Source organism: Azospirillum sp. HJ39 (assembly GCF_041507355.1).
GTDB lineage: Bacteria > Pseudomonadota > Alphaproteobacteria > Azospirillales > Azospirillaceae > Azospirillum > Azospirillum thiophilum.
In genome coordinates this window covers 640,826-654,064 of sequence record NZ_CP167912.1, presented here as the reverse complement: position 1 = coordinate 654,064, position 13,239 = coordinate 640,826, and the positions used below count along the sequence as shown (strand labels likewise).

Annotated in this window: 11 protein-coding genes; 6 read left to right on the top strand and 5 right to left on the bottom strand. The window is 67.2% G+C overall.

Annotated elements, in window-relative coordinates; genetic code table 11:
* Positions 1 to 57: 57 nt before the first annotated feature.
* Entirely contained in the window at positions 58 to 1,278 is a 1,221-nt protein-coding gene (locus ABMY26_RS30450) for a tetratricopeptide repeat protein (protein ID WP_372399251.1), read from the top strand.
* Here the strand turns inward: ABMY26_RS30450 and ABMY26_RS30445 are convergent.
* Positions 1,275 to 2,165 carry a tetratricopeptide repeat protein gene (locus tag ABMY26_RS30445; RefSeq protein WP_372399250.1) on the bottom strand — a complete coding sequence of 297 codons (891 nt, stop codon included), beginning with the start codon at positions 2,163 to 2,165 and terminating at the stop codon, positions 1,275 to 1,277. The genes ABMY26_RS30450 and ABMY26_RS30445 overlap by 4 nt on opposite strands.
* 211 nt (positions 2,166 to 2,376) lie before the next feature.
* Between ABMY26_RS30445 and ABMY26_RS30440 the strand changes: the two genes are divergently transcribed.
* Together ABMY26_RS30440 and ABMY26_RS30435 are read left to right on the top strand one after the other, a co-directional pair.
* Positions 2,377 to 2,973 (top strand): hypothetical protein, encoded by a 597-nt coding sequence (locus ABMY26_RS30440; RefSeq protein ID WP_372399248.1) that lies wholly within the window; start codon positions 2,377 to 2,379, stop codon positions 2,971 to 2,973.
* 10 nt (positions 2,974 to 2,983) lie between these two features.
* Entirely contained in the window at positions 2,984 to 3,184 is a 201-nt protein-coding gene (locus ABMY26_RS30435) for a putative motility protein (protein WP_372399247.1), read from the top strand.
* Between the two features lie 97 nt (positions 3,185 to 3,281).
* On the opposite strand, the gene ABMY26_RS30430 is transcribed toward ABMY26_RS30435, so the two are convergent.
* The gene (locus tag ABMY26_RS30430) at positions 3,282 to 3,686 is read right to left on the bottom strand and encodes a flagellar basal body rod protein FlgC (RefSeq protein ID WP_372399246.1); all 405 of its coding nucleotides are present in this window, start codon (positions 3,684 to 3,686) and stop codon (positions 3,282 to 3,284) included.
* Positions 3,687 to 4,016: 330 nt separating this feature from the next.
* Between ABMY26_RS30430 and ABMY26_RS30425 the strand changes: the two genes are divergently transcribed.
* Positions 4,017 to 4,832 carry a PP2C family serine/threonine-protein phosphatase gene (locus ABMY26_RS30425; RefSeq protein WP_372399245.1) on the top strand — a complete coding sequence of 272 codons (816 nt, stop codon included), beginning with the start codon at positions 4,017 to 4,019 and terminating at the stop codon, positions 4,830 to 4,832.
* A gap of 73 nt (positions 4,833 to 4,905) precedes the next feature.
* Here ABMY26_RS30425 and ABMY26_RS30420 read toward each other — a convergent pair whose 3' ends face one another.
* Positions 4,906 to 6,465 (bottom strand): DUF4384 domain-containing protein, encoded by a 1,560-nt coding sequence (locus ABMY26_RS30420; protein ID WP_372399244.1) that lies wholly within the window; start codon positions 6,463 to 6,465, stop codon positions 4,906 to 4,908.
* Positions 6,466 to 6,666: 201 nt separating this feature from the next.
* Between ABMY26_RS30420 and ABMY26_RS30415 the strand changes: the two genes are divergently transcribed.
* Positions 6,667 to 8,328: an alpha-amylase family glycosyl hydrolase gene (locus ABMY26_RS30415; protein ID WP_372399243.1), complete on the top strand. Its 1,662-nt coding sequence runs from the start codon at positions 6,667 to 6,669 to the stop codon at positions 8,326 to 8,328.
* Between the two features lie 188 nt (positions 8,329 to 8,516).
* The gene (locus tag ABMY26_RS30410) at positions 8,517 to 9,614 is read left to right on the top strand and encodes a TRAP transporter substrate-binding protein (RefSeq protein WP_372399242.1); all 1,098 of its coding nucleotides are present in this window, start codon (positions 8,517 to 8,519) and stop codon (positions 9,612 to 9,614) included.
* A 91-nt stretch (positions 9,615 to 9,705) separates the two neighbouring features.
* On the opposite strand, the gene ABMY26_RS30405 is transcribed toward ABMY26_RS30410, so the two are convergent.
* Positions 9,706 to 11,754: a hypothetical protein gene (locus ABMY26_RS30405; protein ID WP_372399241.1), complete on the bottom strand. Its 2,049-nt coding sequence runs from the start codon at positions 11,752 to 11,754 to the stop codon at positions 9,706 to 9,708.
* Complete coding sequence (flgK, locus tag ABMY26_RS30400; protein ID WP_372399240.1) at positions 11,751 to 13,160, bottom strand: flagellar hook-associated protein FlgK; 1,410 nt, start codon at positions 13,158 to 13,160, stop codon at positions 11,751 to 11,753. The genes ABMY26_RS30405 and flgK overlap by 4 nt, the downstream gene beginning before the upstream one ends.
* Between the last annotated feature and the right edge of the window lie 79 nt (positions 13,161 to 13,239).

Sequence of the window (13,239 nt, the reverse complement as noted above, 5' to 3'; positions counted from 1 at the left end):
GGCCCGGGTTGGGGAGTGCTTGCGATGGCCGGGGCAGGCTTGTCCTTGCGAGGGGGAATGCGCGGATCGGCGCTGCCGCCGGCGGTGCGGCTCAGCCGGCAGGCCGATGCGCTTGCCGCCGCGGGCGACGCGGCGGGGGCGGAACCGCTCTATGTCCGTGCGCTGGCTGCCGACCCGACGCTCGCCGGAACCCACAACAACCACGGCAACGTCCTTCGCGCGCTCGGCCGTCTGGACGAGGCCGCCGCCGCGTATCGTGCCGCCGTCGCCCACGGACTGGACGAGGGGATGGCGCACTACAATCTCGGCTCCGTCCTGCGTCAGGCCGAACGGCGCGCGGACGCGGACGACGCTTTCCGCCAGGCCCTTGCCCTGCGCCCCGATCATGCGGAGGCATGGAACAACCGCGCCAATCTGCTGCGCGACCTCGACCGCTTCGGGGCGGCGGCCCAGGCCTACCGCCGGGCGCTCGCCCTGCGGCCGGATTGGGCCGACGCCCACGACAATCTGGGTGCCGTGCTCTATCTGCTGCACGAGCAGGGCGCGGAAGGCGAAGCGGCCGCCCTGGCCCGGCTGTGGCGGCGGGACCATCCCGGCAACCCGCTGGCCTGCCACATCGGCGCGGCCATCGCGGGCGAGCAGGCCGCCTCCCGCGCGCCCGACGAGTATGTGCGGCAGACCTTCGACCTGTTTGCGGACGAGTTCGACCGGAAGCTGGCGGAACTGGATTACCGTGCCCCGGCGCTGCTGGCCGGCCTGCTGGCGGACGAGGGGCCGGGCGCGACCCTCGACGTGCTCGATGCCGGGTGCGGCACCGGGCTTTGCGCGGCCTCGCTGCGGCCTCGCGCCCGCCGGCTGGTCGGTGTCGACCTTTCCGACGGGATGCTGGAGCATGCCCGCGCCCGCGGCCTCTATGACGAGCTGCACGCCGCGGAACTGGTCAGGTTTCTTGCCGCCCGGCCCGGTGCCTTCGATCTCGTGATGGCGGCCGACGTGTTCTGCTATTTCGGCGTTCTGGACGAAGCGTTCGCCGCGGCCCATGCTGCGTTGCGTCCCGGCGGGCGGCTGGCCTTCACGGTGGAGGAACTCTGCCTGGACGATGGCCGGCCGCATCGTGTCGCCACCCACGGTCGGTATGCCCATGCCGAAGCCTATGTGCGGGCCGCCCTGGACGCGGCGGGGCTGGAGGTGAGGCGGTGCGACCACGACCGTCTGCGCTTCGAGAGCGGCGAACCGGTGGGCGGGCTGGTGGTTCTGGCGGAACGGCCGGCCGGTTAGGGTGAGCGGCGCCGACGACGCGGACCGCTCGGTTTGGGTGAAGGCTTCCGGGCCGGCGGAGCGTCGAGCACCGCCGTTTCGTCGGTACGGCCGAGCGTGCGCAGGGCGATGGCCAGCGTATCGCGCGCGACAGGGTGGGCGGGGTCGATGCGGACGGCCTGGCGAAGGGGGGCCAGGGCGGCAATGTTGCGGTTGGTGGCCGCCAGCGCGATCCCGAGATTGAGCGCTGCCGACAGGAAGTCCGGAACCAGTGCCAGGGCATTGCGGAAGGCGATCACCGAATCCGCGCGCAGCCCCGCCGCGAACAGGATATTGCCCAGCAGGAAGGCGATGTCGGCGTCCTGAGGGGCGAGAGCCGCAGCGCGGAGCAGGTCGATCAGTGCCGGCGTCACCTGCCCGGACTCGAGCCGCAGCCTGCCGCGCCCATGCAACAGCTTCACCAGCTTTTCCCGTGCCGGTTCCAACTCCGGTTCGATCCTGAGGGCGCGTTCCAGAAGAACAGCGGCCATGTCGGCGGCGGCGGCATCGCTGCGGCCGTGTCGGGCGAACGCGTGGTCGGTCCAGGCCTCCGCAAAGTCGGGGCGCAGGGCCAGCGCATGGCGATAGCCGGCTTCCGCCTCGTCCAGCCGGCCGAGAGCGCGAAGCAGGTTGGCACGATTGGCATGGATGTCGGCTTCCACCGGTCGCAGGGCCAGCGCCTTGTCGATCAGGGTCAGGCCGAATTCGCCACGGCCGATCTGCCCGGCCAGCACCCCCAGGTAATGCAGGGCGTCGGGCTGCTCCGGTTCGGCATCGAGGATGCGGGCATACAATTCCTGCGCCTCACCGAAACGGCCGGCGAGGTGCAGGTCGAGCGCGAGCGTCAGTGCTTCGAGGATCGTGGCCATGGAGCAACGCTTTAGGACGGAGGACGCCATCGCCGCAAGCCTGTGCAGCGTCGGTTTCCGAATTTCAACATGGGTACACCGCTATGATGCAAGCCCGTTGCCGTCGGCAAGCAAGAAACGCAAACGCTAATAAGAGTAAAGAAAGCCTTTACGGGCGCGCGGGGTTGCGGTAATTTAATGTCTGATTACCACCGAATCGGGTAAGCCGGTCATGAACGTGGCAGCAGCCACATCGACGGTCTCGCGGCCGTCTTCCTTCATGACGCCCCGCGGCAGCGATGCCGTCGAGACAGGGGCCGGCGCCCGGACTCCGACCGCCGCCAGCCGTGACGGTACCGCCGATAGAGGGACCGAAGCAGCTGGATCGGAACCGCTGGTCAACCGCTTCCCGACCATCGCCTTCAGTTACGATACCGATGCCTCTCGGCTGGTAATGCTGTACCGCGACCCGGCCAACGGAAAGACCGTTTCGCAGATCCCGACCGAAGCCGCGCTGAAGCAATACAAGGACGCCCAGCAGCAGGAGAAGGAGGCTGAGCGCGCCACTCTTCTGAAGTTGACCGTGGACGGCAATGGCGGCGGCAAGAGTGGCGGCTATCCTGCGGCGGATGGCCGTGCCGGCGGCACGCTTCCCGCGACGGCCGCCGGCAAAGGCAATTGGAGTGTCGATTCCACCGGGTCGACCGGCACCCATGCCGCTTCGGTTGCATTCGCCGCTTCCGCCAGGGCGTCATCCGTGGCACCCTCTGGAGGGACCGTGAATGGTTCGGCCGGCGCATCGACCGCGCGGGTCAATATGGTGATCTGAGGACTGCGTCATGGACATCACCTCTTCGACTGCCGGTGCGGCCGTCTCCTTGAAGCAGGCGCAAGGTCAGATGGATTTCGGTGTCAAGGCGCTGAACCGGAATGCCGAGCAGCAGCAGGCGACGGTGGACGCCCTCGTCCAGTCGACTGCCGGCTCCGTCGGAGGCAACGTCACCCCGACCCGCGGGCAGAACCTGAACATCACGGTCTGAGCAGGCGGTCCGGCGTTGCTCGCACCCCTCCCTCCCAGTCCGATCGCGTAGGGTTGAAATCGATTCGACGCGAGCCTCCGATCGCCAAACATAAGGGCTAGACCTTCGAATCGAGCAGCGATGTCAGCATCTCATCCTGCGTGCGGACGACCGCGACGTTGGCGCCATAGGCACGGTTCGCAGCGATCTGGGTGACGCGTTCCGTCGCGAGATCGACGTTGGGTGCCGACACCATGCCGTCGGCATTTGCCGCGCTGTCGTCGGGGGCATATTCCTGCAGATAGGGCGGGGTGATCGGCGTGAAGGTCGCACGCGTGCCGGGGTTTGCGTCGGTCTGCGCGACCGTCAGCGGCTGGTAGGCGGTCCGTTTCCCATCCGTGGTCCTCTCCGTGGATGGAACGGCGCCGGTGGAGCGCACATTGGCGACGTTGGAGGCCGAGGCTTCGAGCCGCCGCGTCTGTGCGGTCAGGCCGCCGAGCGCAATGCCGATGCTGTCGGCCATGGAGGGCCATCCTTCGTAACGATGGGCGTGCAGAGGGCACGGTCACGCCATCCTACCACGTCGGAAGGCGTGGGTCAGCCCGGAGGCAATCGCAAGGATATCGGCTCCGGCAATTGGTCGGCCTGCCGATCCCCGCTGCATCTTTTCAGGTGTATCTTTTCAGGTGCCTGCGCCATTATCGGGCGAATGGCCGACGCTCGTTTCCCCTCTGGTGCCGGTGCCCAGAAGTTCCGGACCGATTGGGGGCCGGGGTAATGGGCTTCGGTTCCGGATGGCGCCGGCCCGGAAACAACGGACGTTGATGTTCGCGTTACGGGAGCCGCCGCCTGCATGCAAAACGCCGCCTTTGTCTTGACCGTCGCCGGCCGGACCGATGTCGGTCGCACCCGGTCCCGCAACGAGGACAACTTCCACGTCAGCGCCAGCGGTGAATTTGCGATCGTTTGCGACGGAATGGGGGGCCATGCCGGCGGCGATATCGCCAGCCGCAAGGCGGTCGAGGAGATCTCCGGCTTTCTGGAGGATTACGCGCCGACCGAACCGGTGACGGTGGTCGAGTTCGACGATGCCGAGCGTACCCAGTCCGATCCGATGGGCACGGAGCCGGCGGTACGCAGCGCCCTGTCGGTCGCGCGTTCCGCCGTTCAGAAGGCCAACCGGTCGATCCACGACCTGAACGTTGCCCGCGGCTTCGCACAGGGCCGCGGCATGGGCACGACGGTGGCCGGTGCCTGGCGTGTACCGGGTTCGGCACAACTGGTGGTCTTCCATGCCGGGGACAGCCGGGTCTACCGCCTGCGCGACGGGGAACTGCGGTCCTTGACCCGCGACCACAGCCTGTACCAGATCTGGCTGGACAATGGCGGGCGCGGAACGGCGCCGCAGCGGAACATCATCGTCCGCGCACTCGGCACCGCTGAGGAAGTGGAGCCGGAAGTCGCGGTGCATTCGCTGCTGCCCGACGATGTGCTTATGCTCTGTTCCGACGGGCTGAACGGCATGGTGCCGGACAGCGTGATCGCCCGCATCCTGCGCGAGGAGGCGGACCCCACCCGCGCGGCCGCCATGCTGGTCGATACCGCCAACGGCGCCGGGGGACAGGACAACGTCACCGTTGTGGTCGGCCGCTTCGCCGCCCGCACCTGAGGACGCAGCCAGCGCCCATCGTTGCCCAAGCCCGGCATCGCCTGGGCGCACGGGCTGGGCTCAAGATCTGGGTTCAAGGCCCCGTGGCGATGAAGCGGACGGTGGCGAGCGGTGCCGGCGCATCGTCCGGCAGGCTTGCCAGTGCCCGGGCCAGGGCTGCCAGATAGTCGGCCGCCGGCTCCTGTTCCGGCCGGGCGGTTGGGAACAGCGGCTTCGGCGTGGCGATGGTCAGCAGCATTTCGGTGCCATAGGGTGGACCGACGGTCCAGTGGCGTTCTCCCTCCGCCCTGTCGCCCAGGCGGCGCAGCGCCCCGGCTGCCAGCGCCGTGCCATGGTCGGAAGGGTTGGGCAGCAGATGGACGACACTGCCGTCGATGGTGAAATAATCGACCCGCAGGTCCACCGGCCACGCCGGGGCCCGGATTTCCAGTGCAAGCGAGTCGCCGGCGTTGAGTGCCGGCCCCTCCACCATCGTCGTCGCCAGTGGCGTCCCAAGCCTCCGGTTGGCGTCCAGCGCTGCAGCGACAGTGCCCAGCGGTGCGCAGAATTGGGCATCGGCCGTCATAAGGTCCAGGCCGTAATCCCAGCCGGCGGCATTGGCACCAACGGCGTCGCGCACCGCTCCGCCTGCCTGGTCTCCCGCCACGGTGCCGGAGACCAGCAGGCGCCCATTGACATCCTCCACGGTCAACAGCGTGCAGGCGACGGAGCGCAATGCCTGTGCCACCGCGGCGACGGGCGGGCGGCGTGGCGTCGGTACAGGGAGGGACAGTGCTGACGGGACCGCCGTCTGGTTCTCCCTGGGCATCTCCCTTTGTGGCAGCGGCGGGGAAGAGGGCGGGTACTGCTGGGCCACCACCAGGACGGCACCACCGGCCAGCGCCAAACTGCCGAGCCACATCGGCCAATGCCGGTCACGCCGGGGTTGGGCGGCTGGAGCCCCGGCGGGAGTCTTGCCCAGTTCACACACCGCGCAGCGCAGGGCAGCGGCATCCGGGAAGGCATCGGTGCCCTCGTCGCGTACTCTCGTCAGCAGCGCCGCCACGTCCGGCCGGTCGGCATGATCCGCCAGCAACCGCTCCGCCAGCCGCCTGGCCGCGTCAAGATCGTCGCAGAGGGTCGCAGAGGATGCCGTGAGGGCACCCTGCCCGAACCCGGTGACCATGGCCGCCGCGCCACAGCGGCGGATTGCTTTGATGTCCAGCGCGCCATGGACCACACCGGCGCGATGGGCGGCACCCAGGGCGTCGAGCACCCGGTCGAGCGTCGCGACGCTGTCTTCCAGGATGACCGGGCCGGCTTCCAGCCGGGTGGCAATCGTCGGTCCTTCCACGGGAGCGGTGGCGACGAAGCCGATGCCGGCATGTTCGCCGGAGGCCAGGACGGCGGGGATCGCCGGGTGCACCAGCCGGGCGGCGGCAGCAGCCATGCGTCTGAACCGCTCAAGCGCGTCGCCCTCGACCGATTGGGCGGCGCGTAGGCAGGCCAGCGGCACGGTCCACAGAATCACGGTCCGCCCGTTGGCGTCCAACGCCCGGTAAAGCCGGGCGTCGCCGTTCCGCTCGATCTCGTCGAACAGGCGGTAGCGGCCGAGCCGCCGTTCCGTGTCCGCCATCGCCGTGTTGCGCGCCATCCCCACTCCCCGGAAAGGAAGGGCTGGTATAGCCCCGGCGCGGCGGGACGGCCAAGCCCCGCTGCGCCAAGCCGCAAGATCCTGTCCGTTCGGCAGGGCCGTGCGAAAGGGCAGTGCCTGTGACCGCCTAAGGCCGCTAACCTTTCGTTAGCCATGCTGGGCGAAGCTGGGCCGTCGACCCCCGGTGCGGAGCCTGTTGCCTTGACCCAGCCCTTTCTCCTGTCTCGATCGTCCGGTCCGAACCTGTCCTGGCTGAACGGGGCGGCGCTTTACCAGATCTACCCGCTGAGCTTCCGCGACCATGGCGGCGACGGCTGGGGCGACCTGGACGGCGTGCTGGAGGGACTGGAGCACGTGGCCTCGCTTGGGGTGGACGGGGTGTGGATCAGCCCCTTCTACCCGTCGCCGCGGACCGATTTCGGCTATGACGTCGCCGACCACCGGGCGGTGGACCCGCGCATGGGCACCCTCGCCACCTTCGACCGGGTGGTTGAGCGCGCGCATGCGCTGGGGTTGAAGCTGCTTGTCGATCTCGTCTGCGGCCATACCTCCGACGCCCACCCGTGGTTCGTCGAGAGCCGGCGCTCGCGCGGCAACGACAAGGCCGACTGGTATGTCTGGGCCGACGCTAAGCCTGACGGTACCCCGCCCAACAACTGGCTGTCGGTGTTCGGCGGCGCCGCCTGGACCTGGGAGCCGCGGCGGCGCCAATATTATCTGCACCATTTCCTGTCAAGCCAGCCGGCGCTGAACCTGCACGCGCCGGCGGTGATGGATGCCTTGTGCGAGACGGCGGAGTTCTGGATGGCGCGCGGGGTCGACGGATTCCGCATCGACGCCGTCGATTTCTTCGCCCACGATCCGCAGCTGCGCTCCAACCCGGCCGCCATATGGCGCGAGCCGGAGCCGCCGCTGAAGCCCTTCGCCTTGCAGCAGCATGTCCATGACATGATGCATCCGGCCATCGGCGGCATCCTGGCCCGCCTGCGCGAGACGGTCGAGCGCTACCCCGGCCGCGTGCTGCTGGGCGAACTGTCCAGCCAGCCCGGTGCCGGACAGCGCATCGCCGCCTACTGCACGCCCCACGGGCTGCATGCCGCCTACAGCCTGTCGCTGGCCAAGCAGCCTTTCAGCGCCAAGGGATTCGCCCAGGCCCTTTCGGCGGTGCCGCGGCCGGACTCCATCTGCTGGAGCCTGTCCAACCACGATGTCGAGCGGGCGGCCAGCCGCTGGCTCCCCAAAGGGGCCGATCCGCAGGCCTTCAACGCCCTGCTGGCGATGCTGGCGGCGACGCTTCCCGGAACCGTCTGCCTCTACCAGGGGGAGGAGCTGGGCCTGCCCAATGCCGTGCTGGAGCTGCATCAACTGCGCGATCCTTTCGGCATCACCTATTGGCCGGATTTCCAGGGTCGCGACGGCAGCCGCACGCCGATGCCCTGGCGTGGCGACGATGCCAATGCCGGCTTCAGCGGCGGCGAGCCCTGGCTTCCGGTCCCCGATGCCCATGCCGGGCTTGCCGTCGACCGGCAGGAACGCACCGCCGGCAGCCCGCTGTCGGTCTGGCGCGCCGCGCTCTCCCTGCGGCGCGAATTGGCGGCGCTGCGCACCGGCACCGTAGCGGCTGTGGAGGAGCATGGCGATCTGCTGTCCTTCGAGCGTGCATCGGGCGAGGAGCGGCTGCTGGCCGTCTTCAATCTTGCCGGCCGGCCGGCCGAGTTCGCATTGCGCGGTCGCGGCCAACTCGAGGCCCTGGCGGTGCCGCGCGCGCCGGGGGCGACGGCGCCGGAAGCGACTCCCGATGGCCGGACGCTGGTGATGCCACCGCTGTCGGTCTTTCTGGGACGCTTGCGGCTGCCGGTTTGAATCATCCGGTTCCGCACCCCTTTCGAGGGTGTCTCGGCCCCCTCGAAAGGCAGGCATGCACATTTATGCGATGCGGGGCGTCTCAACGGATGCTTTGTTACGCTCTCGGCTAAGCGACTGAAATTCCCTGATTCATCGCGGGTCATGGAGATTGTCGGTTACGCACCCAATCAAGTGGAGTAGCGGGAGTGAAAAGAAGAGCGTTCCTCACCAAGGCCGGCGTCGGCGCGGTTTCGACCGTTGCCGCTTCGACCCTCGCGGCCCCGGCCATCGCCCAGTCCCAGCCGGCCATCCAATGGCGCCTGGCTTCCAGCTTCCCGAAGAGCACCGACATCCTTGTCGGCACGTCGGAGCTGATCGCCAAGCGCGTGGCCGAGGCGACCGACGGCAAGTTCCAGATCCGCGTGCATGCCGCCGGTGAGATCGTTCCCGGCCTGCAGGTTCTGGACGCGGTGCAGAACGGCACCGTCCAGTGCGGCCACACCTGCGGCTATTATTATGTCGGCAAGGATCCGACCTTCGCCTTCGACACCGCGATCCCCTTCGGCCCCAACGCCCGCCAGCAGAATGCCTGGTACCAGTATGGCGGCGGCCAGGAGGTGATGCGGGCCTTCTTCGCCAAGCACAACATCGTCCAGTTCCCGGCCGGCAACACCGGCGCCCAGATGGGTGGCTGGTATCGCAAGGAAATCAAGTCGCTGGCCGACTTCAACGGCCTGAAGATCCGCATCGCCGGCATCACCGGCCAGATCATGGCCAAGCTGGGCGCCGCCCCGACCCAGATCGCCGGCAGCGACATCTATCCGGCGCTGGAAAAGGGCACCATCGACGCGGTCGAGTTTGTCGGTCCCTATGACGACGAGAAGCTCGGCTTCGTCCAGGTTGCCAAATACTATTATTATCCGGGCTGGTGGGAAGGCGGGCCGCAGGTTTCGCTCTACATCAACGCCAAGGAGTGGGAGGCCCTGCCCAAGGCCTATCAGGCGATCCTGACCGCCGCCTGCGCCGAAGGCAACAGCGCGATGACCGCCCGCTACGACGCCGAGAACGCCAAGGCGCTGAAGCGTCTGGTCGCCAAAGGCGCTCTGCTGCGCCCCTATCCGCGCGACCTGATGGAAGCCGCCCACAAGATCGCCTTCGAGCTGTACGACGACATCGCCAAGACCAACCCGGACTTCAAGGCGGTCTATGACAGCTGGAAGCCGTTCCTGGAGGAGGTCCAGCTGTGGTTCCGCGTGGCGGAACTGCCCTACGACAACTTCACCCAGTCGGCCCGTTCGAAGTGACGGTTGCCGAAGCGGCGGTTTCGCGGTCCTGATGCGCAAAGGGGGGGGCCGGTCCGGCTGCCCCCTTTGCCGTTTCAGGCCGTCGCCGTCCTCATGCCAGATAGTTCAGCAGTGACAGCTTCTGCGTCTGGCCGGCGACGGTATAGGTGGCCTGCTGGACGTTCATCGCGCTGCTCAGCCGTGCCGCGACCTCGGTCGGATCGACCCCTTCGATCTTGGCGATGCGGTCGGTCAGGGTGGCGACGCTGTCGGTGTGGCTGGTCTTGATCGTTTCCAGCGTCGCGCTGTCGGAAGCGACCTTTGCGTGGATCGAACGCATCTGGTCGGACGCCTGTGTCAGCATCTCGCGCGCCTGGGTGCTGTATTCCGTCCATTTTCCGGGGTTGGCCGCGGCCGTCCGCACCATCTGCATCGCCTTGACCAGCGTCTGGAAGGCCTTGTCGTCGGAGCTGACGCCGTAGGTGATGTTCAGGCTGTCGTCGATGGTCACCTGCGATTTGCGGTATGCATCGGCGTTCTTGCCCTTGGTCAGATATTCGGAATCGTAGAAGGGAAGGTCGGGCGGGTCGGCATAGGGGACGTCGATCAGACTGTCCTGCTCCGGCGGCAGCGTGCCGACCGAGATGGTGTTCTGCAGCGACCCGTTCGTCACCTTCGCGGAGGTGGAGAACAACGAGCTGCGGCCAGGATGGTTGGGGTCGGCATTCGCCGTGCTGGTCAGCCCGATGCCCGGACCGTTGCCGAGCGCATCGATGGTGACCGGCGGAGCCGGATTCAGCTTGGCGAATTCCTGGCGCAGCTTGTCGGCCACCTGACCGACATCGGTGACGCCGCCGGCATAGTCGGTGTCGCTGACCGTGTAACGCACCGTATAGGTCTGGTATGGCGGCAGGTCGCGCGGCTCGGTGGGGTTTTTGATGTAGTAGTTCTGGTTGAACGGGTCGTCGGGATCGCCGACCGCGACCGTGAACTCATAGGTGTCGCCGATGTCGACGGCCGCGCCGTTCAAGGTGAAGCGGTCGATCTGCGGCAGTGCGGTCGTCGGTGCCTGGGTGGTCGACGGCGTGTCCACGCTGTTCTCAACCGTGGCCGAGTTGACGACGCGGGCCGACAGGTCGAACTTCTGGCCGGGATCGTTGCCGACCAGTGTGATGATGCCGTTGGAGGTCGACACCGTCATCGGCAGGGGCGGGGAGGCGGCGTTGATCTGGCTGGTCAGCGTCTGTGCGACGAAGGTCAGCGTCTTCGGGTCGGCCGCCTGGATCTGGTAGCCGAAGGTTTGGCCGCTGACCGACACTTCGAAGTAATCGTCGGCATTCACCACGGCGCCGTTCAGCGTGATCTTGCTGGTCTGCTTCGTCGCCATCAGGTCGGTGACCGGTTCGGTCCCATAGCGCGATCCGGCGAACAGGTAGCGGTCTCCGAAGCGCTGGTTCATCAGCGCCTGGATATCCCGCATGGCACCTTCGGCGCGGTCCTTCACCTGATCCGCCTGCGGGAAGGTGACCGAGAAGCTGCTGCTGGCGGATGCCTTAAGGCTGTCGAAGCTGAGATTCAGGATGGCGCCCTCGCCCGGACCGCCGGAGATGTTGAAATTGTAGCCCTTGCCGTCGTTCGGCGGGGTGGTTCCCAGGTTGATGGCGCGGGTGGTCTTGCCGCCCAGCCCGTCGGTCACCGTCACGTCGAAGGTGCCGTTGGAGCCTTGCTGCGACGGGACGGCAGTCACGGTGTAGTTGGCGCCGATCGTCAGTTTGGACTTCGCAGAGTCGATCGTGACCTTCATGCCGTCCGGGTTGGTGTTGGTCGGCGTGGTGACGCTGGCCGGACCGGGCTGGAACGGCATGGTGGTGCTGGAGGTCCAACTGGAGATGATCGACTCCAGCGAGGTCAGCACCTTGTCCGTGGCCGCGATCCGTGGTGCGGCGGTGTCGATGCTCTGGACGTAGTTGTCCTTCTTGGCCATCTCCGCCCGGAGGTCCAGGAGCTTCTGCACTTCCGGTCCATAGGCGTTGAGGTCGATCGACTTCTTGCCCGTGGTCAACTGTTCGGACAGTCGGTTGATGTCGTTCTGGCCCCCGGACAGGTTCCGGACAAGGCTCAGATACTTCGAGTAGCTGCTGACTCCCGTAATCGAGCTCATCGGACCACCGCCTCCAGCGCATCAAACATTGCATTGGCCACTTGCATGACCCGTGCCGAAGCCTGGTAGGAGGTCTGGAGCTGTTGCAGCTGGGCGATTTCCTCGTCGATGTTCACGCCGGTCTGCGACTGGTAGCGTTCGGTCAGGAGTTGCGCCGATGCCTGGTTGGAATCGCGGGTGGCGTTGGCCGTCTTGGCCGCCGCCATCCAGGTGCCGGTGATGGCGCTGCCCATCCCGCTGTAGGTGGTGTCGGCCATCTTCAAGCCGTCGGCGCTGAAGCTGCGACCGGGGGCATTGATCGCCGTGACCATCTCATCAATGGCGGTCTGCTTGATTTTCGCCTTGTTGTCCAACAGCTTGGGATTGATCGCAATGGTGAAGCGGTCGGTGCCGGTGAAGAACTGGGTGACCTGTTCGCCATCGGCGGCGGGGCCGGCATTGTCGTAGGCGTCGGCGAAGCTGGCCGGCTCGCCCGGCTTGGTGGCGCCGGTGAATGCCTTGGCGAGCTCGTCCAGCTGCGAGCGCAGCTTGCGGATGACCTCGGTCGTCGGGTCGCCGCTGGCGGCGGTCGGCGGCTCGGTCGTAGAGCCGTCCTTGCGCATCTGCAGCAGCGAACCCAGCTTGCCGGTGGTCAGGTGGTTGTTGATCGAAGTGACTTGATTGCCGACCTGTAGGTTGATGTTGCCGCCGTCATAGGAAAGATTTGCCGGCTGGGCATCGACCAGCGCCAGGCCCGACGGGGTGAAGATCGCCATCCGGCCGTCCGGCCGTTCCACCGTGCGGACGCCCATATAGGTGCTCAACTCGCGGATCAGTCCATCGCGCTTGTCGGCGACGGCGTTGGCGGCGGATCCCTGACCCTGCAGGGACACCATGTCGTTGTTGATCTGGTTGATCTGCTTCAGCAGGTCGTTGACGGTGCCGACCGACTTTTCCGTGTCGGTCGCGATGTCGCGGTCCAGTTGCTCGACGCCTTCTGAGACGCGGCGGATCTCGCGCGAGAAATTATCGGCCGCCTGGACCAGCTGGTATTGCGCCGTCTGGTCTTCAGGCGACGTCGACAGCGTCTTGATGGCGGCCTGGAACTTGTCGGAATAGTCGTTCAGCAGCGGCGTGCCGTTGGTCGTGCGCAGCAGATCGCCCAGCTGCTGCATGTAGGTGGCCGTCACCTGCGATCCGCCGTCCCGCGAGGTCAGATCCTGCACCTGCGCCATCAGGGCCTTGTCGACTTCCCTGCGATAGGTCGTGCTGATGACCTGACCGCTGGCGTCCACCGATTGCTGGGCGGTGTGGCGGGTGCGGTTCGGGTCGTTGGCCTGCGCGATGTTGTCCGAGACCAGCTTCACGTTGGCCTGGACGGTACGCAACCCGGCGGTGGCGCTGTTCAAGGCTGCGAAGAGGGACATGGCAGGAACCTTTCACGGATCGGGAGGAACGGGGCGGTGCCGGGATGGCGGCCGCCCCGCCAACGATCTGGAAGCAGGG